The organism is Bradyrhizobium sp. ERR14 (assembly GCF_014198235.1).
Classification (GTDB): domain Bacteria; phylum Pseudomonadota; class Alphaproteobacteria; order Rhizobiales; family Xanthobacteraceae; genus Bradyrhizobium.
The window spans coordinates 24375-45135 of record NZ_JACIHD010000029.1 but is presented as its reverse complement, the minus strand read 5'-3'; the positions used below and the strand labels follow the sequence as shown (position 1 = coordinate 45135).

Below are 20761 nucleotides of genomic sequence, written 5' to 3'. Positions count from 1 at the left end.
CTCAGAATGTCGGCTGTCGGGCTGGGAGCAGTCAAGGTCGCAGCGTGTCCGCTCCGCCGGGCTATTCAGAGAAGCGCGTTGTCCGCAGTGCTAGCTCACTATCAAGCGGTGCTCCCAATTTTGATGCCGCCGAACAAGAGCCCGTCGTTAACCATCGCTGACGGTTCCCGCCTGAGCGGCATCGCTTCGAAGTTTCTTAAATTTTGCTGGGTACCTCTTCAGGGCACAGTGACCTGGGGAAACAGTATGGGTAAGCGGGCGAAACGTGGAAAGGCGGAGACGCTCGCAATACCCATGGCCGCGAGAGTTGCAATTGGCGCCGTGGCTGTCGCCGCATTGGGTTACGGTTTGCTGTCAGGCCCGGCGAGCGTGCAGCCGGTACGCAAGCCGTCCCCACAGGAAGCCAAGGCATCGTCAAGTCCGGTTTACGTGGCGCCCCCGGTTCATGCATCCGCGCCGGCGGTAGCTCCGGCTCCGATTCCGACTCCGGCACCTTTGGTCGAACCACCAAAAGCCGACGCTGATGGTCCCGGAGCATTGGTCCGGCAGGTGGTTGACTACGCCAGCCGCCAGACGCCGGGCACCGTGATCATCGATACCAAGAACACATTCCTCTATTTGGTTCTGAACGACACCCAGGCGTTGCGCTACGGCATCGGTGTCGGCCGCGAAGGTTTCACATGGTCCGGTGAGCAGACTGTGGCCCGCAAGGCGGAATGGCCGGATTGGCATCCGCCTGCGGAGATGGTCTCGCGTCAGCCTTATCTGCCGCGGTTCATGGCAGGCGGTCCCGGCAATCCGCTGGGCGCGCGGGCGATGTATCTCGGCGAGACGGAATATCGGATTCACGGCACCAACAAGCCCGATACGATCGGCAAGCGCGTGTCGTCCGGCTGCATCCGGCTGACCAATGACGACGTCACGGATCTGTATGAGCGGGTGAAAGTCGGCGCGAAAGTGATCGTGTTACCGGCAACCGTTCGTCGTCCATCCCAGGGCGCGCCGGCCGACGCCGCGTTCCGGTTGCCGGACCCTGCATCGCCATCGAAGCGGCCCTTGGCAGCCAACGCGCAGATGCTGCCATTTGGAGCGAAGATCGCCGAGGCGCGGTAGCTCCAAGGATCTAGCTCCAAAGGTCTGGGCTCCAACGGTGAGCAGAGCGCCGCGCAGCATCGTCCGGCACGCGCTGCTGTGCAGAGCCGGGACCCGCGGTGTCAGCTGCCGCCCTCTGCCAGTTGCCCCGCTCCAATGACGTGCTTTCCTGGTTCGCCGGCAACAGCCGCCTCGATGAGGTGCCGGGCCACGTTGGTCACCGGGCTTACACGCGCAACCCGCGGCAACAGGGGGGACGCGAAGTTTAGGACGTTCCGCACTGCTCGCTGTACCGGCCTGCTTTCGGCACGCTCGCCATCCAGGAAGCCTGGCCGCAGGATCGTCAGGGACGGGAAAGCGAGCGCCCCGATCGCCTCTTCCACCTCGCCCTTCGTCCGCGTGTAGAGAAACGGGGATCGCGGGTCGGCGCCCAAGGACGATACCAGCGCGAAACGGCCGACTCGAGCGTCGCGCAGCCGCCGCGCGATCAGCAGCACAAGTTCGTAATCGACCGCACGAAATGCTGCTGCCGACCCTGCCGCCGCTCGCGTCGTTCCGAGCGCGCAGATTGCGCCGTCGGCTCGCCATTCCTCACCGCCGGCACCAGCAATCAGATCATCGAGCCGAGGATTGGTTACCCGCTCCTCGGCTGGCAGCGCACGCCGCGTCGGCGCGATGATGCGCGTGATGCGAGGGTCCGCACGAGCAAGCGTCATCGCGCGGCCGCCAACCAGCCCCGTCGCGCCTACGATGAGCAATGTGGTCATGACCATCCCGTCTTGGCTTTGCAGGCCAAGTGTACAGGAACCGGCTGCCACGGCAAATTCGATGCCTGCGTCGCGACAATCTCCAAGTCCGGCACATATCGAAGTTGTGAGCCACGGGGAATTCCTTGCCGTTTTGTCCCGTCAACCGGACTTACACGTAAATGCTCTCCTGCCGTGTGTCCCCATCGCTAGGGACAGACGCCGGCCGCGGAGTTCGCTAGTCTGTCCTCTAGGATACGACATCCGGAGAGGCCGCCTTGAGCACCGCGCCGCGCATCGACATCGACCCGGCCGCATTCTGGGCCGATCCCTATCCGATGCTCGCGAAGATGCGGAAAGAAGCTCCCATCGCCTTCGTGCCGCAGCTCGGCTCGACGCTGCTGACCAGCCGCGACGACATCTCGATCTCCGAGAAGCAGATCGACGTGTTTTCCTCGCACCAGCCTGCGGGCCTGATGAACCGGCTGATGGGCCACAACATGATGCGCAAGGACGGCGAGGCGCACCAGGTCGAGCGCCGCGCGATGTTTCCGACGGTGTCGCCAAAGACGGTGAAGGCGCACTGGACCGCGCTGTTCCAGGCCCATGCCGACCGCATCCTCGACGCGATCGCGCCGGGACGGATCGACTTCATGCGCGATTTCGCGCTGCCGTTCTCCGGCGAATGCCTGAAGTCGATCACTGGCCTCACCAATATCGGCTTTGGCGACATGGACGCGTGGTCGCAGGGCATGATCGAGGGCATCGCCAACTATGCCGGCGACCCTGAGGTCGAGGCGCGCTGTCATGCCGCGACCTCGGGCATCGATGCCGCGATCGACGACATCCTGCCGGCGATGCGCAAGCATCCGGACCAGAGCATTTTGGGCGTGCTGCTCACCTCCGGCATGCCGATGGAGAGCGTGCGCGCCAACGTCAAGCTCGCGATCTCGGGCGGCCAGAACGAGCCGCGCAAGGCCATCGCCGGCACGGTGTGGGCGCTGCTGACCCATCCCGAGCAGCTCGATCTGGTGCGCAAGGGCGAGGTGACCTGGCTCGAGGCGTTCGAGGAATATGCCCGCTGGATCTCGCCGATCGGCATGTCGCCGCGGCGTATCGCCAAGCCCTGGAGCATCCGCGATGTCGCCTTCGAGACGGACGAGCGCGTGTTCCTGATGTTCGGCTCGGCCAACCGCGACGAGAGGCATTTTGAGCGCGCCGATCAGTTCGACGTGCGGCGCGATACGACCAAGAGCGTCGCCTTCGGCGCCGGCCCGCATTTCTGCGCCGGCGCGTGGGCCTCCCGCGCCATGATCGCCGACGTCGCGCTGCCGACCGTGTTCGCGCGGGCGAAGCAGCTCGAGATCGCCGCCGACGAGAAGGTGCGGATCGGCGGCTGGGCGTTTCGCGGGCTGCAGAATTTGCCGGTGCGGTGGCATTAGCTTGCAAGCGGTCCTGCGTGAGGCACGCGCCCACCACGGTTTCAGTGTCATCGCCCGGCTTGACCGGGCGATCCAGTACGCCGCGGCCGTCGTGTGAAGCACTGACGCCTCTGGAATACTGGATTCCCCGCCTTCGCGGGGAATGACAGCGGAAGTGGTGGAGGCAGCCTCGCGCCTCAGCAGACCCACTGCCTGCGCTTCTCACGTTCGCGTGCAGAAAAAATCCCTCTGCATCATTGCGGCCGCTTGAAAGATTAATCATGCGCGCTGCCGCACGCGCAGTGCTCGCATCGCTATTTTTCCGCACGTCTCGACACCTCCGACAACCCGCACCATCATTCCCGAACTGGAATGAATGACGGCCGCGTGCGGCCGGGAGCGTGGAATGCAGCGTCGTGACTTTCTCAAGCTCTCCGTTGGAACTGCGGCGGCCGCTGCGTTCGCCTCGCCTGTAATCGCGCAAGGCGCGGCGAAGGAAATTCGTATCGGCTATCAGAAGAACGGCGTGCTGGTCATCGCGCGCCAGCAGGCCGCGCTGGAAAAACATTTCGTGCCCCTGGGCATCGAGGTGAAATGGGTCGAGTTCTCCTCGGGCCCGCCGATGATGGAAGCGATGAATGTCGGCAGTGTCGATTACGGCGCAGTTGGCGATTCCCCGCCGGTGTTCGCGCAGGCAGCTGGTGCCGCGATCGTCTATGCCGCGGGCCAGCCCATCACCAACGGCCAGGGCATTCTGGTGCCGAAGGATTCGCCGATCCGCGCGATCGCCGAGCTGAAAGGCAAGCGCATCGGTTTCACCAAGGGCTCCAGCGCGCACAACATCGTGGTGCAGACGCTGGAGAAGGCGGGCCTGACCTATGCCGACATCACACCGGTCTATCTGACGCCGCCTGACGCGGGCCCCGCCTTTGCCAATGGCAGCATCGAGGCCTGGGCGATCTGGGATCCGTATTTCGCGATCGGCGAGACCAGACAGAACGGCCGCATCCTGATCAATGCGCGCGAGGTCACCAAGACCAATTCCTTCTACATCGCCAACCGCGACTTCGCGAAGAACCACGGCGCGATCCTGCAGCAGATCGTCGACGTCACCACCGCGACCGCCAGATGGGCCGAGCAGCACCGCGACGAGGTCGCGAAGTCTCTCGCCGCGGTGACCGGCATTCCGCTGGAGATCCAGACCATCGCGGCGAACCGCTCGTCCTTCGGCGTCGGCCCCGTCACCGACGATATCGTCACGACGCAGCAGGGCGTCGCCGATCGCTTCTACAAGCTCGGCTTGATCCCGAGGCCGATCGCGATCCGCGACATCGTCTGGCGCAATCCGGCAGCCTGATCTTGCCGACCAGCCTTCCCACACACAGGGGTTTGAACATGAGGCGTATCATCCAGCGTCTGATCGCGGCCGTCGTGCTGTCGATCGGCATCGTCGCCGCCGCCGTCGGCACGTCTTACGGTCAGGACAAGGTGGTCCGCATCGGCTACCAGAAATACGGCAAGCTGGTGCTGCTCAAGAGCAAGGGCACGCTGGAGCCGAAGCTGGCTGCCGATGGCTACAAGGTGGTGTGGACCGAATTCCCCTCCGGACCGCCGCTGCTCGAAGCACTCAATGTCGGCGCGATCGATTTCGGCAACACCGGTGAGGCCCCGCCGATCTTCGCGCAGGCCGCCGGCGCGCCGATCCAGTATGTCGCCTATGAGCCGCCGGCGCCGAAGGGCGAGGCGATCCTGGTGCCGAAGAACAGCCCGCTGAAATCGGTCGCTGACCTCAAGGGCAAGAAGGTCGCGCTCAACAAGGGCTCCAACGTCCACTATCTCCTGGTCAAGGCGCTGGAGAAGGCCGGCGTGAAATATTCTGAAGTTGAGCCCCTGTTCCTGGCGCCCGCCGATGCGCGCGCCGCCTTCGAGCGCGGCGCGGTCGATGCCTGGGTGATCTGGGATCCGTTCCAGGCCGCCGCGGAAGCGGCCACAGGCGCGCGCACGCTCGCAGACGGCTCCGGCATCGTCGCCAACTACCAGTTCTACTTTGCCTCGAAAAAATTCCTCGGCGCCAACCCTGAGATCGTCGACGCCGTGCTCGCCGAGCTTAGCACGGTCGATGATTGGGCCAGGGGCGACATCCATGCGGTGGCCGAGCAGCTTGCTCCGGCAATCGGTCTGTCCGTGCCGGTCGTCGAGGTGGCGTTGAAGCGACAGTCCTACGGCATCAAGCCGATCACGGATGCCGTCATAGCCGACCAGCAGCAGGTGGCCGACGCGTTCTTCGCGCTGGGCCTGATCCCCAAATCCATCAAGATTTCTGACGTCGCGCGGAAATCCGGTTCGTGAGAGCAAGTCATGACAAAGCACCCCAACGCCAACATCCTCTGGTTCCTGCCGACCCACGGTGACGGCCGCTATCTCGGCACAGGCATTGGCGGCCGCGAGGTCAATTTCAACTATCTGCGCCAGATCGCGCAGGCCGCCGACCAGCTCGGCTATTTCGGCGTGCTGCTGCCGACCGGGCGCTCTTGCGAGGATTCCTGGATCGTCGCCTCGTCAGTTGCGCCGTTCACCGAACGGCTGCGCTATCTCGTCGCCGTCCGGCCCGGCCTGCAATCGCCTGGTGTCGCCGCGCGCATGACGGCGACGCTCGATCGCGTCACGGGCGGCCGGCTGCTCGTCAACGTCGTCACCGGCGGCGATCCCGTCGAGAACAAGGGCGACGGCATCTTCCTCGGCCATGACGAGCGCTACGAGTTCACCCGCGAGTTCCTCAACGTCTATAGCGATCTGCTCGCCGGCAAGACCGTCAATGTCGAGCGCAAGCACATCCATGTCGAGGGCGGCAAGCTGCTGTTTCCGCCGGTGCAGTCGCCGCGCCCGCCGCTCTATTTCGGCGGCTCGTCCGATGCCGGCATCGACGTCGCCGTCGATACCGTCGACAAATATCTCACCTGGGGCGAGCCGCCGGCGCTGGTGGCCGAGAAGATCGCGAAGGTGCGGGAGGTCGCAAGCGCGCGCGGCCGCAAGCTGTCCTTCGGCATCCGCCTTCATGTCATTGTTCGCGAGACCAACGAGGAAGCCTGGCGTGCCGCGAACGAGCTGATCAAGCATGTCAGCGACGACACCATCGCGCTGGCGCAGAAGAATTTTGCCCGCATGGACTCCGTCGGCCAGCAGCGCATGGCGCAGCTTCACGGCGGCAAGCGCGACAAGCTCGAGATCGCACCGAACCTCTGGGCCGGCGTCGGCCTCGTGCGCGGCGGTGCCGGGACGGCGCTGGTCGGCGATGCCGAGACCGTCGCGGCCCGCATCAGGGAGTATCAGGACATCGGCATCGATACCTTCATCATGTCGGGCTACCCGCATCTGGAGGAGGCCTATCGCTTTGCCGAGCTGGTATTCCCGCTGCTCTCGCTCGAGCAGCCCTCCAACGTGACCAGGCTGCATTTCAACGGCGGTCCGTTCGGCGAGACGGTCGGCAGCGACTTCCGTCCGCAACATCGGGTGTCGCAGTCATGAGCGTGATCGACAGCGTTTCGCTCCCGCGCAGCCTTCGTTTGCCGCGGATCGACGGCCTGATCCAGTGGATCGTGCCGCTCGCGATCATCGCGATCTGGCAGGTCGCCAGCGTCACCGGCTTCGTGCCGACGCGGGTGCTGCCGGCCCCGAGCGACGTCCTGATGGCCGGCTGGAAGCTGCTGCTCTCCGGCGAGCTCGTCCGCAACATCTGGGTTTCGTTCTGGCGCGCTTCGATCGGCTTTTTGATCGGCGGCAGCATCGGCTTCGCGTTCGGGCTCGCCAACGGCCTGTCGCAGCTCTCGGCAAAGGTCACCGACACCACGTTGCAGATGGTGCGCAACGTGCCGCACCTGGCGCTGATCCCGCTCGTCATCCTCTGGTTCGGCATCGACGAGAGCGCAAAACTGTTCCTGGTGGCGCTCGGCGTGTTCTTTCCGATCTACCTCAACACGCTGCACGGCATCCGCACCGTCGATCCGCAGCTGATCGAGATGGGCCGCATCTACGGCATGACCGACGGCGAATTGTTCCGCCGCGTGATCTTCCCGGGTGCGCTGCCGTCGATCTTCGTCGGCATCCGCTTCGCGCTCGGCATCATGTGGCTGACGCTGATCGTCGCCGAGACCATCGCGGCCTCGTCGGGCCTCGGCTACATGGCGATGCAGGCGCGCGAGTTCATGCTGATCGACGTCGTCGTGCTCTCGATCCTGATCTACGCCCTGCTCGGCAAGCTCGCCGACAGCGCCTCCCGCGTGCTGGAGCGTTTGACGCTCTCCTGGCACCCCGCCTTCCAGAAACGTTGAGACATACTGGGAATCACATGCAGACAGCCGTTCGTACGTCCCTTCCCGAAACCGAGCTCGCCAGCCGCGTCAATTTTGCGCCTCACGCCCGCATAGTGCGCGAGGTGCAGAGCAGCGGCCTGCCGCTCAGCATCCGGGGCTTGCGCAAATCCTTCGGCAGCAACGAGGTGCTGCGCGGTATCGATTTGCACATCCCCGCCGGCCAGTTCGTCGCCATCGTGGGAAAAAGCGGTTGCGGCAAGAGCACGCTGCTGCGCTTGATCGCGGGCCTCGACAAGATCGATGCCGGCAGCATCAGCTTCGGCCAGGACACTCAACCAAAAGACATTCAGCCTGAGGACATCCGCGTGATGTTCCAGGAGCCGCGGCTGTTGCCCTGGGCCCGCGTGCTGGGCAATGTCGAGGTCGGTCTCGGCCGCGATCGCACTTCCGCCGATGCGCACGCGCGCGCCGAGAAGGCGCTGGCCGAGGTTGGTCTCGCCGACAAGCGCGACCAGTGGCCCTCGGTGCTGTCGGGCGGACAGAAGCAGCGCGTCGCGCTCGGCCGCGCGCTGGTCTCGAGTCCCCGCGTGCTGGCCTTCGACGAGCCGCTCGGCGCGCTGGATGCTCTGACCCGGATCTCGATGCAGCGCCTTTTGGAGCGCGTCTGGCGCGATCAGGGCTTTACCGCGATTTTGGTGACCCATGACGTCGCCGAAGCCGTGGCGCTGGCGGACCGGGTGCTGGTGATCGAAGAGGGCCGCATCGCTCATGATGTCGTGGTTCACGCGGGCCGGCCGCGCCAGCGCGGCTCGGCCGAGCTTGCGGGTCTGGAAGGCTCGATCCTGAGCCACCTGTTGTCGGCGGACGATCGTACCTAAATACAAGGGAACCCCGCTTTCTGGGGACCATGCCATGAATGTAGTACCCCGCGATCTCATGACTGAAATCCCCGTCTCGTCCGCCGATTTCCGCGGCGCCATGCGCCATCTCACCGGCGGCGTCAGCGTCATCACGGCTGGGCGGGGCAACGACGTCACCGGCATGACGGTGACCTCGGTCACCTCGCTGTCGGTCGAGCCGCCGACGCTGCTGGTCAGCATCAACCGCGATGCCTCCTCCTTCCCCTTGATCCGGCGGCACAGCGCCTTCGGGGTGAATATCCTCAATGCCGACCAGCTCGATGTCGCCGAACGCTTTGCCGGCAAGGGCGGGCTGAAGGGCGCCGATCGTTTCAAGGGTGCCAAATGGGTGACGGCGGTCTCGGGCGTTCCGTTGCTCGTCGGCGCGCTGTCGGCCTTCGATTGCGAGGTTGAGGAGATCGTGGAGCGGCATTCGCACGGCATCGTCATCGGCCGTGTCAGGGACATCAGGAGCTCGGCGCGGACTGCGGCGCTGGCCTATTGGCACGGCCAGTACGTGGCGGTCGACCAGGACGAGGACGCCGCCAGGCTCGCGGAAGTGAGCGTTCCCGCGCACGGCCGGCGCGGCCTTTGATCGCGCGGGCAGGCGGACCGGAAGGCTGGCCTTTTCCCCGTCATCGCTCTAGAAGCGCCCGAGCCTCCCGCCGGGACGGCAATGGAGCGGATCGATGAAGCGCGTCGCGACCTGGGCGTTCTATGCCATCGGCGCGCTGGCGATCGCCTATCTCGCGCTCTACGCCTACGCGATGTTCTCGGGCCAGCCCGTGATCATCCCCGGCGATCCCATCCACATCTTCCGCAAGCCGGACGCGCCGAGTTATTCGTAGGCGAACGCGCGCGGTCCCGTAGGGTGGGCAAAGCGAAGCGTGCCCACGACTTCCATCCAGCGCGGGCAAATCGTGGGCACGGCGCAAGTGCGCCTTTGCCCACCCTACGGCACCTGCCTTCACCCCCGCAAAATCGCCAGCGCCAGCGCCTGCGCGCGCGGCACGATGCTGTCGATATCGAGATATTCCTCCGGCGTGTGCGCGAGCCCGCCGACCGGGCCCAGGCCGCAGATCGTCGGCGTACCGACCGCGGCGGTGAAACCGGAATCGGCGCAGCCGCCGGAGAACTCCCCCTGCAGCGTGGTGAGGCCGACCTGCCTTGCTGCGGCCTGATAGTTTTCGAACAGCGCCCTCGAATCCGCGCTCTGCACCACCGGCACGAACTCGCCCTTGATGGTCAGCGTCGCACTCGTGCCCGGCACGAAAGATTTCGCGACGATGGTCTGGATCGCGTCCATCACCCTGGCACGATCGGCCGGATCGACGTAGCGCAGGTCGATCTGGCCCTCGGCGTAAGGCGCCGTGGTGTTGACGGACTGTCCACCCGAGACCAGGCCGACATTGAGGGTGATGCCCTTGTCGAGATCCGTAAGTGCGTGGATCTGCACGATCTTGTGCGCGAGCTCGCCGATCGCGCTGACGCCGGCGGCGAAATTGGCGCCGGAATGCGCGGCTTTGCCAGTGATGCCGAGATGCATGAAGATGCCGCCCTTGCGTCCCGTCACGACGTTGCCGGTGGGGCGGCCCGGCTCGGAATTGAACACGGCGCGGGCGGTGCGGCCTTCGCGCTCGATCACGGGCCGGGAGGAGGGCGAGCCGATCTCCTCGTCCGAGGTGATCAGCAGCTTGATCGGATGCGGGTTGCCGCCGAACTTATGGAAAGCGGTGGCGACGAAGATGTTCATCACGACGCCGGACTTCATGTCGGCGACGCCAGGGCCATAGGCGCGGCCGTCCCTGATCGTGAAGGGGCGCCGCTCCGCTTCGCCCTTGCCGAACACGGTGTCGCGATGGCCCATCAACAGCACCGGCTTCTCGTTGCTGCCGGGTTTTGCGACGTCGGCATGGATGGCGTCGCCGAAGGTGTCGTGGCTCTCGCGCCGGAACGGAATGCCGTGCTCGGCAAAATGCCGCTCGAACCGCGCACCGACCGCATCGACGCCTTCCTTGTCATAGGACCCGGAATCGATGTTCACGACGTCGCGCAGCAGATCGATCATCGCCTGCCGCTGCGATGCCAGCCAGTCCGTGATTTGAGCTTGAGACATGGAGTTCTCCGCGTTGGTTTTCATGCGGGTTATAGGGCGTTGCGCCGGCGCGACCTAGTCGGAGAATGCGATGCCGCCATGTCCACCGCCGTCGTCCCTGCGAACGCAGGGACGACAGCGGGAGCGCGGTGGGTTCGGTGCACAAACAAAATGCCCGGGACCAGCCCGGGCATTCGCGATTATCTCAACCAGAGTGGGCGCCGCCCTACGCCCCTATCATCGGCATCCGCGGATACTCGCCCGGCGTTCCCGCGGGGGTGATCGGGATGCCGCCGTCGGAATATTCGTTGAGCTTGTTGCGCAGCGTGCGGATCGAGATGCCCAGGATGTTGGCGGCATGGGTCCGGTTGCCGAGGCAATGCTTCAGCGTTTCCAGGATCAGGTCGCGCTCGACATCCGCAACCGTGCGCCCCACCAGCGCCCGCGTCACCTGTTCGGCGGCCATCGTGGCGTGCGCCACCGCCGGCGCGGTCTTGGCGAGGTCGAGGCGGTCGCCGTCCGGGGTGATGATGGCGTCGGGGCCGATCTCGTCGCCCTGCGCCATCAGCACCGCGCGGTGCATGGTGTTCTCGAGCTCGCGGACGTTGCCCTGCCAGCGGTTGGCCGAGAGCACGCGGCGCGCCTCCGCCGAAATCGGGCGCATCGGCACGCCGTTGGCCTCGGCATATTTCTTCACGAAATGCTGGGCGAGCTCCAGAATGTCGGCGGGGCGCTCGCGCAGCGGCGGGATCTTCAGGTTCACGACGTTGAGGCGGAACAGGAGGTCCTCGCGGAACGTGCCTTCACGCACCGCTTCCGCGAGGTTGCGGTTCGAGGTCGCGATGATGCGGATGTCGACCGGCACGGGCTTGGTGCCGCCGACGCGGTCGATCACGCGCTCCTGGATGGCGCGCAAGAGCTTGGATTGCAGGCGGACATCCATCTCGGAGATTTCGTCGAGCAGCAGCGTGCCGCCGGTTGCCTCCTCGAACTTGCCGATGCGGCGCGCGACCGCGCCGGTGAAGGCGCCCTTCTCGTGGCCGAACAGCTCGGATTCCAGCAGATGCTCGGGGATCGCGGCGCAGTTGATCGAGATGAAGGGGCGCTTGGCGCGGGCCGAGCGGGTGTGGACGTAGCGGGCCAGCACTTCCTTGCCCGTTCCGGACTCGCCGGTGACCATCACCGAAGCGTCCGAGCCGGCGATCTGCTGCGCCAGCTTGATCACCTTCGCCATCGCCTCGTCGCGATAGACCAGCTCGCGGGAATCGTTGGCGACCGCGGCCAGCACCGCGGCGATCAGCTCCGGCTCCGGCGGCAGCGGGATGTATTCCTTGGCGCCGGCGTGGATCGCGGCGACCGCGGCGCGGGCGTCGTTGGTGATGCCGCAGGCGACGATCGGGGCGTGGATGTGCTCGGCCTCGAGCCGCATCACGAGGTCGCGGATGTCGAGGGCGACGTCGACCAGCAGGAGGTCGGCGCCCTTGCCGCCGCGCAGCACGCGCATGGCCTGCTCGTGGTCCTCGGCATGGGTCACGGTGGCGCCGTTGTCCATCGCGATCTTGGTGGCGGTGGTGAGCTGGCCCTTCAATGTGCCAACGATGAGAAGCCGCATGTCAGTCTCCTGTCCGTCTGGTCGCGCGCGCTATCAGCTGCGTTCGGTCTTGATGATTTCGGTCATGGTCACGCCGAGCTTGTCCTCGACCAGGACGACCTCGCCACGGGCGACCAGCTTGTTGTTGACGTAGATGTCGATGGCCTCGCCGACGCGGCGGTCGAGCTCGAGCACGGTGCCGGGTCCGAGCTTCAACAGCTCACTGACGTCCATCTTCGAGCGGCCGAGCACAGCCGAGACCTGCACGGGAACGTCGAACACCGCCTCGAGGTCGGCGGCGGCGCGCGCCGCATATTCGTCCTCGTTGTAGCCGACGTCCGTGCCGGTGGGCGGCATCGGGCCGTTGAGATCGGGCAGCGGGACCTGTCCGTCGGTGTCGCTCATGGCTTAGCTCCCCCTGCGGGACGCGACATAGCGTCCAACCATTTCGTCGATCTTGGCCGCGATGGCGCCGCGCTCCAGCACGACGCCGCCATCGGCCCATTCGATCCGGCAGTCGCCGGTCGCAATCTCCGGCTCGGCCAGGATCACCAGCCGTCCTTCGAAGCCGCTCTGCTTGGCGAGCCGCTCGATCTTCTCGCGTGCGCTGTCGTAGAGCGCGTCGTTGATGCGGACCACCAGATGCGGCGTCGCGACCAGATGCGAGAAGCAGTCCTTGACCAATGCGACGATCTCGCCGAGCGGCTCGGCGGCGACCAGGTCGGCGCACAGCTTGCGCGCGACCGCCACCGCGACGTCGACCGCCTCGGTTTCCATCTTGGATTCGATGTTGCCGATGCCGGATGCGATGCCGCGGATGCCGATGTTGATCTCTTCCATGGCAAGCGCGACGCGGCGGTCGCTCTCGGCCTTGGCCTCCTGCTGGCCGGCGGCAAAGCCGTCCTGATAGGCGCGCGCCTCGGCTTCCGCGACCTTCTGGGCGATCTCCGCGGCGGTCGCGGCCTTCTCGCGCGTCGTCCGCTCGGGCGCCGCGAAGTCGGTATCGAACAGGAATTTTGCCGGAGCGGCCATCAGTACACCAGCTCGTCGTCGGCGCGGTTCTTGGTCAGCATGATCTCGCCCTTGGCGGCGAGATCCTTGGCGAGGTTGACCAGCAGCGCCTGCGCCTCGTCGACGTCGCGCAGCCGCACCGGGCCCATCGCCGCCATGTCGTCCTGGAGCATCTTGGCCGCGCGCGAGGACATGTTGCCGAAGAAGAAGTTGCGGACGTCCTCGTTGGCGCTCTTGAGCGCGACGCCGAGCTTGTCCTTGTCGACGTTGCGCATCAACGTCTGGGCCGAGCCGGAATCCAGCTTCACGAGGTCGTCGAAGGTGAACATCAGCGCCTTGATGCGCTCGGCCGATTCGCGGTTGTCCTCTTCCAGCGAGGTGATGAAGCGGGTCTCGGTCTGCCGGTCGAAATTGTTGAAGATTTCCGCCATCACCTCGTGGGCGTCGCGGCGGCGGGTCTGCGACAGGTTGGACATGAATTCGGTGCGCAGGGTCTTCTCCACGCTCTCGATCACCTCCTTCTGCACCGCCTCCATCTTCAGCATGCGATTGACGACGTCGAGCGCAAGCTCTTCGGGGAAGATGCCGAGCACACGCGCGGCATGCTCCGGCTTCAGCTTCGACAGCACCACCGCGATGGTCTGCGGGTATTCGTTCTTGAGATAGTTGGCGAGCACCTCTTCCTGCACGTTGGAGAGCTTCTCCCACATGTTGCGTCCCGCGGGGCCGCGGATCTCGTCCATGATGCCGTTGACGCGCTCCGGCGGCAGGTATTGCTGCAGCAGCCGTTCGGTGGCGTCGAAATTGCCCATCAGCGCGCCCGATGCCGACATGCGCGAGACGAATTCCAGCAACATGTCCTCGACCGTGTCGACCTCGACGGTGCCGAGCGTCGACATCTCCAGCGAAAGCTGGCGCACCTCGTCGTCGTCGAGCATCGACCAGATCTTGCCGCCATACTGCTCGCCCAGCGCGAGCATCAGGATCGCGGCGCGCTTGGGTCCCGTCACCGCCTCGGTCTGGGCGCCCGCGCGGTTGCCGGCACGCTGGCCGAGCGTGGAGATCACGCTGGTGATGTCGTTCGAGTTGGCGTTTTGCAGACTGGCGGCCATGTCAGATCACTTCTTGATTCACTTGGCTAGGATTACTTGGCTAGGATTACTTGGCTGGGATTACTTGACTGGGATTACTTGGCTGGTTCGGTCAGCCACTGGCGGATGATGGCGACGGTTTCGTTGGGGTTGCGCTCGGCGAGCTCGCCGACGCGATGAACGGACTGGGCGTGGACCTGGCCCTGGATGGTGGCGACGTCGATCGCGCTGGCGGTACCGCTCGGCAGCAGTGCCTGGCCGGCCGGCGCGCTCTCTTCCGAGGCCGCCGGGCCGGCAAGAACGCCGGAGATGGCGGCGGCGACTTCGTCGGAGGCCAGGATGCGCTTGACCAGCGGGCGGATCACCAGAAACAGCACGATCAGGCCGAGCAGCATCATCACGCCGAGCTCGACGAAGTACATGACGTCGTCCTTGGTGAACTGGAGCATGCCGAGGAGGCCGCCGGGCTCGCCGATCGGGGCAGTGGAGGGCGCATCCGCAAAGCGCAGATTGACGACCTCGACCTGGTCGCCGCGCTTCTGGTCGAAGCCGATCGCCGAGCGCACCAGCGTGGCGATGCGGTCGAGCTGCTCCTTGGTGCGGTCCTGGTAAGCCAGCTCGCCCTTGTCGTTCTTGGAATAGATGCCGTCGACCAGCACCGCGACCGAGATGCGGTTGACCCGGCCGGCCTCGGTCACTTCGGTCTTGGTGGTGCGGGAAATCTCGTAATTGTTGGTCTCTTCGGACTTCTTGCTCTGGTCCTTGGCCGCGACGCCGTTGTTCTGCTGGTTGCCGGGCAGCTCGTTGTTGACGGTGACCTGGCCGTTGTTGTCGGCGGTCAGGCTCTGCTCTTCGCGGGTCTGGCTCGAGCGCAGCACGCGGCCCTCGGGGTCGAACTTGTCCGAGGTCTGGGTGATCTTGTTGAAGTCGAAATCGGCGGAGAGCTGGACGCGGGCGCGGCCCGAGCCGACCACGGAGGAGACGATGTCCTCGACCTGCTTGCGCATCCGCTTCTCGAAGGAGATGCGGCGCTCGTCGCCGACCGCCTGCTCCGGATCGGTGGCGGCGCCGTCGGCGAGCAGCTGGCCGGCCTCGTCGACGATCGAGACGCGCTGCGGCTTCAGCCCGTTGACGGCGGAGGCGACGAGGTGGCGGATGGCGCGGATCTGCTGGGCTTCCAGCGAGCCGCGGACGCGGACCACGATCGAGGCCGACGGCTCCGGCGCCTCGCGCGCAAACAGCGGGCGCTCGGGCAGCACCAGATGGACGCGGGCGGCCTGGATGCGGTCGATGGCGCGGATGGTGCGGGCGAGCTCGCCTTCCAGCGCGCGGAGGTGATTGATGTTCTGGACGAAGGAGGTGGTGCCGAGCGCGTCCGACTTGTCGAACACCTCGTAGCCGACGCCGCCGCCCTTGGGCAGGCCGCCCTCGGCGAGCTTCATCCGCAGGCGGGTGACCTTGTCCTTGGGCACCATGATGATGCTGCCCTCGTTGCGGATCTCGAACTGGATGCCCTGGCGCTCCAGGTCCTTGATAATGCCGGAGGAATCCTCGACGCTGAGGTCGGTGAACAGGGTCGTCATCTGCGGCGTGGTGACGCGCATGATGACGAACGCGAAAAAGCCGATGAGCGCGGCGGTGACCGCGATCATCGCCCCGAACCGGGCGGCGCCGATACTCTTCAAAAAGTCCGCAAGACCTTGCAAGCAACCGCCCCAACAGATTCGGCCGCTTTCACCGGAAAGGCCGACTGGGCAATTATTGCCTAGGTGATGGTTTCGATATGGTTAACGAAGGTTAAGAGGTCGGACAAAAGTCGCGCAAAGGGCGGATATGAAAAAAATCGGCCTCGCAGGGCGAGGCCGATTTTCGTCAAAAGCCGCAGATTTCCGGATCGCCTACTGGCGATATTGCTGGATGCGGGTGGTGCGAAGACCCGCCAGACCATGCTGGTCGATGGAAAACTGCCAGGAGAGGAATTCGTCGACCGTCAGGGTATAACGGCTACAGGCCTCCTCGAGCGAGAGAAGTCCACCACGGACGGCGGCGACGACTTCGGCCTTGCGGCGGATGACCCAGCGTTTGGTGCCGGGTGCAGGCAGATCCGCGATCGTCAACGGACTGCCGTCCGGCCCGATGACGTATTTTACCCTCGGGCGATGGGGTTCTGTCATGGCGTACTCACAAACTCTCAACCACTGAACTCACGCCCGTAACCCTACGCCCGGCGGCTTAAAAATCCGCTAAGCCTAAGGCTTCAATACAATTCTCGTTGAAAATGGCTGGAACGGCGCCGTGTCGGCCGGCGGAACGGCGGAATCCGGGCCGGTCGAGGGGGTCTTCGTAAATACTTTACTAACGAATGGAGCCGCAGCGCGGTGTTGCGGAGGCCCTCAATGTCGTCCCTGCGAAAGCAGGGACCCATACCGCGTGATCTATCGATGAGACGCGGGCAGCAGTACCAAGAATGACTTCCTAACCCCTGGTCTTCGCCAAACTTCTCCCTGGGGCCATGGATCCCCGCGTTCGCGGGGATGACGTTTGGCGCGCGGCGCGTACCTTAATTGCTGCTGGTGGCGATGATGCTCTTCACCTGGCTCAGGGTGTAGCTGGCGCCGTCGATGGTGAGCAGGGGCGGCGACTGGGTCAGGTCGACAGACGATACGACGCCCTGCACCTGGGCGGCGATGCCGACAGTGTTGTTGGCGACGTCCTTACCCGTCGCCGTGATCGTGTACTTGCCGTCGGGCCATTGCGTGCCGTCATTGCCCATGCCGTTCCAGGTGAAGGGAATGTCGGTGCCGGCGGCGGCGGTATATTTGCCGGTGAACACGGTCTGGCCGCTGGCATTGGCGACGGTGATGTCGACGGTGGAGTCGGTCGGCACGTTGAGATGCCAGGTGGCGGTCGACTTGGTCATGCTCGCGGTCGAGCCGTCGACCAGGGCGGTCTTGCCGACGAAGCCCAGCGCCTGGGTCGCCTGCGTGGTCTGCTGCAGGGTGACGAGCTGCGACAGCGCATCGTTGGTCTTGAGCTGCTGCTCGACGCCGGCGAACTGCACCAGCTGCTGGGTGAACTGGTTGGTGTCGAGCGGATCCAGCGGGTTCTGGTTCTGCAGCTGCGTCGTCAGCAGCGTCAGGAAGGTCTGGAAATTGCCGGCGAGCGTCGATCCCGTGGTCGAGCTCAGCGAGTTCGACGAGGAGGATTTCGGCAGGTCGGTCGTCCCGGAGACGACAGCAGGAGCGGTAGCGCCAGTCGTGGTGGTCATGTCGATACTCCTTTACACTCTGATGTCGACGCCGCTGCTCGGCCCGTACATGCGGCCATAGCCGCGTCCGACGGGTGCGGCGGCAACAGTGTCGTCCTCGCTGATGATCAGCTGGCGGGCATTGCCGCCATTGTCGTTGTTCTGGCCGGAGTTCTGGCCCGATGAGTTCTGGTCGCGCAGGCTGAAGGACAGCCCGTTGCTGCCGGACTTGAGGCCGGCATCGTCGAGCGCGCGCTGCAATTGCGGCGCGTCCTGGCGCAGCATCTGCAGGGTCTCCGGCTTCTCCACGGTGAGATGCGAGGTGACGTTGCCGTTGCGGTCGACATTGATGCGGACGTCGATGCGGCCGAGCTCGGCCGGGTCGAGGCTGATGTCGAAGCGGGACTTGCCGGAGCGGATGGCGGCCGCGATCTCGATCGGCACGCCGTTGATCGGCACCGCCGTCGCACTGGCCGCGGTCGCGGTCAGCGTCGCCGTCGAAGCGGACGCGGTCGAGGTCGTGTTGGTCAGCGGCGCCTGCATCGCGGAGGCGGCCTGCGCGCTGGTGTCGGCGGTGTTGAAGGCGGCGTGCGCATTGGCATGGGCCTGGGCGGCCGGTGCGGCCGGGATCGCGTCGGGCGTAAGGTCCGCTGCGCCGGGCTTCGCCTCGGTCGCTGCGCCATCTGCCTGCGGCTTGGCGCTTTGCGCATGCGCGGCGGCGTCGGCGGTCGCAGTGCCCGGCGCTTGCGTCACCGCGGGGTTCGCCGTGCCGGCGTCCTGGCCGATATTGGAGACGTCGGACTGTCCTTGCGCGGTGGCGACGGCGGCCTGGAACGAGGTCTTCGGCGTGCCCTGGTTGACGGGGATCAGCCCGCCGGTCGCCTTGGCGTCGGTCGTGGCCGCGTCGGTTGCTCCGGTCGCGGCATCGGCCAGCGTCGCGGTGGTGTCGGCATCGACCTTGGCGCCGGCGGTCTTGGCGCTCTTGTCGGCGGGCGTGGCGGTGTCGGTCTTGGTGCCCGCGATCTGCGCCGCGGTCGAAGCGCTGGCGGCGATGCCGGCGGCGGCGATTGTCAGCGGCGAGGCGGTGGCGGCCTGGTTCGCCGCCGCGTTGGGATCGGCCGGGACAACCGGCGCGGCAACCACGATCGCGTTCGGATCGGGCACGGCCTGCGCCGCGTCGGCCGGTGCCGTTGTCGCGGCATCGATTGCGGCGGTGAGCGTGTCGGTGCCCTCGGTCTGGTCGTCCTTGGTTTTCTCGGATGCATCAGCCGATTTGGCGTCTGACGCCTCGGACTTGTCCTTGACCTTGTCCTTGGCCGTGCCGGCGTCCTTGGCCGCATCGGTGGTCGTGTCGTTCGCCTTGTCGTTCGTCTTGCCGTTCCTGGCGGGCGCGGAGGTGTCGGTGTCGTCGCTCGCCCTGCTCTGCGAGGATTGATCGGTGGAGGAGGTGTCGCGCGGGCCCTTGTCCGCGGAGGACGAATCGTTCCGCCGCGGCGCGCTATCCTGGGCCTGCGAGGTCGCATTGGTGTTGATCGCCTGGGTGTTGCTGTCGACCAGCGACCCGAAGGAGTCGTTCGCGGACGGCTCCCTGGTGCTCTGCGACCGCGCAGGCTTTTGCTGCGCGCTCGACACTTGCACGCTGGCCACGACATCTGACGTACGACTGACCACAGGCGACCCCTTGGAAACATCTTCGGTATCAGGGGAGCAAGGAGCGGGCCACTGCCCTTCCAAGTATATTTGTATAGCAAAATCAATATCTTAATTGTTAAAGCCCGTCGCCGCAGGGCCCGTCGCCACCCCGCCATTTCTGCCTCCCCGGCAAGAATTGCCCTAAGCTGGCCGCCCCCGTGATTGCTTCACCGGAATGCCGCCTATATTAAAGAGGTTACTCTCAGCCGCTTTCGACCGGGCAGTCGTGCCTTGCGGGAACTATAGTTCCCGGGGATCGCCGACGTCCCGCGAGAAGCATGAAGTCGCGGATCGCCGCACGCCGTCACAACCCTTAAGGCCCATGCTCAACAGTCTGGATCTCGAAGGCCGTCCTGAGGACACCAGGGTCGTTGTCGCCATGTCGGGCGGCGTCGATTCCTCGACGACGGCTGCGCTTCTGAAGGCGGAAGGCTACGACGTCGTCGGCATCACGCTGCAGCTCTACGACCATGGCGCGGCGACCCACCGCAAGGGCGCCTGCTGCGCCGGCCAGGATATCCACGACGCCCGCGACGTCGCGGCAAAACTCGGCATTCCCCATTACGTGCTCGACTACGAGGATCGTTTTCGCGAGTCCGTCATCGACAATTTCGCCGACAGCTACGCGCTCGGCGAGACGCCGGTGCCGTGCATCGAGTGCAACCGCAGCGTCAAATTCCGCGACCTCCTGAAGACCGCGCGCGAGCTCGGCGCGCAGGCGCTCGCCACCGGCCATTACGTCGCCTCGCGCCGCCGCGAAGACGGCTCGCGCGCGCTGGTCTGCGCGGCCGACGCCGACCGCGACCAGAGCTATTTCCTGTTTGCGACCACGCAAGAACAGCTCGACTTCCTGCGCTTCCCGCTCGGCGACATGACCAAGCCCGAGACGCGCGAGCTCGCGCGCCGCTTTGGCCTGTCCGTCGCCGACAAGCACGACAGCCAGGACATCTGCTTCGTGCCGACGGGACGCTACACCGACATCATCACGCGCCTGCGCCCCAACGCGATGGACCCCGGCGACATCGTCGATCTCGATGGACGCGTGCTCGGCCGGCACAACGGCATCGCCAATTTCACCGTCGGCCAGCGCCGCGGCCTCGGCATCGCCGCCCACGCGCCGCTGTTCGTGGTGCGGCTGGAGGCCGCCACCCGCCGCGTCGTCGTCGGCCCGCGCGATGCCTTGAAGATGCACCGCATCGCACTTCGCGACGTCAACTGGATCGGCGGCGGCGACATCGACCGCGCCATCGGCGCCGGCCTCGAATTGTTCGTGCGCGTGCGCTCGACCCGCAGCCCCCAGCCGGCATGGCTGCGCGGCAGCGATGGTCATTACGAGGTCGAGCTCGTCGCCGGCGAGGAGGGTGTCTCGCCCGGCCAGGCCTGCGTGTTCTACGACGCGCCCTCAGGGCAGGCGCGCGTGCTCGGCGGCGGCTTTATTCAGAGCGCCGCCGCGAAGGTCGCAAGCAACGCAGCGAGGCCGCTCGCTGAAGCGGTGCGCGGCTAAGGATAATGAATCGCATCCTCGCGGCACCAGCGGTGCGCCCCCTCTCCCGCTTGCGGGGGAGG

The 20761-nt window shown here is 65.7% G+C and carries 20 protein-coding genes; 10 read left to right on the top strand and 10 right to left on the bottom strand.

Annotation, left to right across the window (positions count from 1 at the left end):
* Nucleotides 1-246 precede the first annotated feature (246 nt).
* Nucleotides 247-1113, top strand: a complete 867-nt coding sequence (locus GGD62_RS37365) for a L,D-transpeptidase (protein ID WP_183713643.1) — start codon at nucleotides 247-249, stop codon at nucleotides 1111-1113.
* A gap of 101 nt (nucleotides 1114-1214) precedes the next feature.
* On the opposite strand, the gene GGD62_RS37360 is transcribed toward GGD62_RS37365, so the two are convergent.
* Nucleotides 1215-1859 (bottom strand): NAD-dependent dehydratase, encoded by a 645-nt coding sequence (locus GGD62_RS37360; protein ID WP_246800451.1) that lies wholly within the window; start codon nucleotides 1857-1859, stop codon nucleotides 1215-1217.
* Between the two features lie 257 nt (nucleotides 1860-2116).
* Here GGD62_RS37360 and GGD62_RS37355 point away from each other — a divergent pair, with 257 nt between their 5' ends.
* From GGD62_RS37355 to GGD62_RS37320, 8 genes are all read left to right on the top strand, one after another.
* Nucleotides 2117-3280 (top strand): cytochrome P450, encoded by a 1164-nt coding sequence (locus tag GGD62_RS37355; protein ID WP_179733092.1) that lies wholly within the window; start codon nucleotides 2117-2119, stop codon nucleotides 3278-3280.
* A gap of 385 nt (nucleotides 3281-3665) precedes the next feature.
* Nucleotides 3666-4616, top strand: a complete 951-nt coding sequence (locus GGD62_RS37350) for a sulfonate ABC transporter substrate-binding protein (RefSeq protein WP_183713611.1) — start codon at nucleotides 3666-3668, stop codon at nucleotides 4614-4616.
* Nucleotides 4617-4654: 38 nt separating this feature from the next.
* Complete coding sequence (locus GGD62_RS37345) at nucleotides 4655-5608, top strand: sulfonate ABC transporter substrate-binding protein (RefSeq protein ID WP_183713608.1); 954 nt, start codon at nucleotides 4655-4657, stop codon at nucleotides 5606-5608.
* A 9-nt stretch (nucleotides 5609-5617) separates the two neighbouring features.
* Nucleotides 5618-6784 (top strand): FMNH2-dependent alkanesulfonate monooxygenase, encoded by a 1167-nt coding sequence (gene ssuD, locus GGD62_RS37340; RefSeq protein ID WP_183713605.1) that lies wholly within the window; start codon nucleotides 5618-5620, stop codon nucleotides 6782-6784.
* On the top strand, nucleotides 6781-7587 hold the full coding sequence (ssuC, locus tag GGD62_RS37335; protein ID WP_183713602.1) for an aliphatic sulfonate ABC transporter permease SsuC: 807 nt from the start codon (nucleotides 6781-6783) through the stop codon (nucleotides 7585-7587). The genes ssuD and ssuC overlap by 4 nt, the downstream gene beginning before the upstream one ends.
* 17 nt (nucleotides 7588-7604) lie before the next feature.
* Nucleotides 7605-8447, top strand: a complete 843-nt coding sequence (locus GGD62_RS37330) for an ATP-binding cassette domain-containing protein (protein ID WP_183231973.1) — start codon at nucleotides 7605-7607, stop codon at nucleotides 8445-8447.
* Between the two features lie 34 nt (nucleotides 8448-8481).
* Nucleotides 8482-9063, top strand: a complete 582-nt coding sequence (locus GGD62_RS37325; RefSeq protein WP_183713598.1) for a flavin reductase family protein — start codon at nucleotides 8482-8484, stop codon at nucleotides 9061-9063.
* Between the two features lie 94 nt (nucleotides 9064-9157).
* Complete coding sequence (locus tag GGD62_RS37320; RefSeq protein WP_018318398.1) at nucleotides 9158-9316, top strand: hypothetical protein; 159 nt, start codon at nucleotides 9158-9160, stop codon at nucleotides 9314-9316.
* Nucleotides 9317-9435: 119 nt separating this feature from the next.
* Here GGD62_RS37320 and GGD62_RS37315 read toward each other — a convergent pair whose 3' ends face one another.
* The 9 genes from GGD62_RS37315 to GGD62_RS37275 form a co-directional block, all read right to left on the bottom strand.
* Complete coding sequence (locus tag GGD62_RS37315) at nucleotides 9436-10584, bottom strand: M20 family metallopeptidase (RefSeq protein ID WP_183713595.1); 1149 nt, start codon at nucleotides 10582-10584, stop codon at nucleotides 9436-9438.
* Between the two features lie 205 nt (nucleotides 10585-10789).
* Nucleotides 10790-12175, bottom strand: a complete 1386-nt coding sequence (locus GGD62_RS37310) for a sigma-54-dependent Fis family transcriptional regulator (protein ID WP_018318400.1) — start codon at nucleotides 12173-12175, stop codon at nucleotides 10790-10792.
* Between the two features lie 33 nt (nucleotides 12176-12208).
* Nucleotides 12209-12559: a flagellar motor switch protein FliN gene (gene fliN, locus GGD62_RS37305; RefSeq protein ID WP_018318401.1), complete on the bottom strand. Its 351-nt coding sequence runs from the start codon at nucleotides 12557-12559 to the stop codon at nucleotides 12209-12211.
* Nucleotides 12560-12562: 3 nt separating this feature from the next.
* Entirely contained in the window at nucleotides 12563-13186 is a 624-nt protein-coding gene (locus GGD62_RS37300) for a FliH/SctL family protein (RefSeq protein WP_018318402.1), read from the bottom strand.
* The gene (gene fliG, locus GGD62_RS37295) at nucleotides 13186-14277 is read right to left on the bottom strand and encodes a flagellar motor switch protein FliG (protein WP_018318403.1); all 1092 of its coding nucleotides are present in this window, start codon (nucleotides 14275-14277) and stop codon (nucleotides 13186-13188) included. The genes GGD62_RS37300 and fliG overlap by 1 nt, the downstream gene beginning before the upstream one ends.
* A gap of 74 nt (nucleotides 14278-14351) precedes the next feature.
* A complete protein-coding gene (gene fliF, locus GGD62_RS37290) occupies nucleotides 14352-15962 on the bottom strand; it encodes a flagellar basal-body MS-ring/collar protein FliF (RefSeq protein ID WP_183713592.1) in 1611 nt (536 codons plus the stop codon).
* A gap of 192 nt (nucleotides 15963-16154) precedes the next feature.
* Nucleotides 16155-16430 (bottom strand): DUF1153 domain-containing protein, encoded by a 276-nt coding sequence (locus GGD62_RS37285; protein WP_002714638.1) that lies wholly within the window; start codon nucleotides 16428-16430, stop codon nucleotides 16155-16157.
* A 386-nt stretch (nucleotides 16431-16816) separates the two neighbouring features.
* On the bottom strand, nucleotides 16817-17524 hold the full coding sequence (locus GGD62_RS37280; RefSeq protein ID WP_092260466.1) for a flagellar hook assembly protein FlgD: 708 nt from the start codon (nucleotides 17522-17524) through the stop codon (nucleotides 16817-16819).
* A 12-nt stretch (nucleotides 17525-17536) separates the two neighbouring features.
* Entirely contained in the window at nucleotides 17537-19174 is a 1638-nt protein-coding gene (locus GGD62_RS37275; RefSeq protein ID WP_183713589.1) for a flagellar hook-length control protein FliK, read from the bottom strand.
* Nucleotides 19175-19517: 343 nt separating this feature from the next.
* On the opposite strand from GGD62_RS37275, the gene mnmA reads away from it, so the two are divergent.
* Complete coding sequence (gene mnmA / locus GGD62_RS37270; RefSeq protein WP_092260470.1) at nucleotides 19518-20699, top strand: tRNA 2-thiouridine(34) synthase MnmA; 1182 nt, start codon at nucleotides 19518-19520, stop codon at nucleotides 20697-20699.
* The last annotated feature ends 62 nt before the right edge of the window (nucleotides 20700-20761 follow it).

Bases quoted from the DNA above. Each gene is read 5' to 3' on its own strand.
- GGD62_RS37330 (WP_183231973.1), top strand. From the start codon at position 7,605: ATGCAGACAGCCGTTCGTACGTCCCTTCCCGAAACCGAGCTCGCCAGC.
- GGD62_RS37325 (WP_183713598.1), top strand. From the start codon at position 8,482: ATGAATGTAGTACCCCGCGATCTCATGACTGAAATCCCCGTCTCGTCC.
- GGD62_RS37315 (WP_183713595.1), bottom strand. From the start codon at position 10,584: ATGTCTCAAGCTCAAATCACGGACTGGCTGGCATCGCAGCGGCAGGCG.
- ssuD (WP_183713605.1), top strand. From the start codon at position 5,618: ATGACAAAGCACCCCAACGCCAACATCCTCTGGTTCCTGCCGACCCAC.
- GGD62_RS37320 (WP_018318398.1), top strand. From the start codon at position 9,158: ATGAAGCGCGTCGCGACCTGGGCGTTCTATGCCATCGGCGCGCTGGCG.
- fliN (WP_018318401.1), bottom strand. From the start codon at position 12,559: ATGAGCGACACCGACGGACAGGTCCCGCTGCCCGATCTCAACGGCCCG.
- fliG (WP_018318403.1), bottom strand. From the start codon at position 14,277: ATGGCCGCCAGTCTGCAAAACGCCAACTCGAACGACATCACCAGCGTG.
- GGD62_RS37310 (WP_018318400.1), bottom strand. From the start codon at position 12,175: ATGCGGCTTCTCATCGTTGGCACATTGAAGGGCCAGCTCACCACCGCC.
- GGD62_RS37365 (WP_183713643.1), top strand. From the start codon at position 247: ATGGGTAAGCGGGCGAAACGTGGAAAGGCGGAGACGCTCGCAATACCC.
- GGD62_RS37300 (WP_018318402.1), bottom strand. From the start codon at position 13,186: ATGGCCGCTCCGGCAAAATTCCTGTTCGATACCGACTTCGCGGCGCCC.
- GGD62_RS37280 (WP_092260466.1), bottom strand. From the start codon at position 17,524: ATGACCACCACGACTGGCGCTACCGCTCCTGCTGTCGTCTCCGGGACG.
- GGD62_RS37345 (WP_183713608.1), top strand. From the start codon at position 4,655: ATGAGGCGTATCATCCAGCGTCTGATCGCGGCCGTCGTGCTGTCGATC.
- GGD62_RS37350 (WP_183713611.1), top strand. From the start codon at position 3,666: ATGCAGCGTCGTGACTTTCTCAAGCTCTCCGTTGGAACTGCGGCGGCC.
- GGD62_RS37360 (WP_246800451.1), bottom strand. From the start codon at position 1,859: ATGACCACATTGCTCATCGTAGGCGCGACGGGGCTGGTTGGCGGCCGC.
- GGD62_RS37285 (WP_002714638.1), bottom strand. From the start codon at position 16,430: ATGACAGAACCCCATCGCCCGAGGGTAAAATACGTCATCGGGCCGGAC.
- mnmA (WP_092260470.1), top strand. From the start codon at position 19,518: ATGCTCAACAGTCTGGATCTCGAAGGCCGTCCTGAGGACACCAGGGTC.
- ssuC (WP_183713602.1), top strand. From the start codon at position 6,781: ATGAGCGTGATCGACAGCGTTTCGCTCCCGCGCAGCCTTCGTTTGCCG.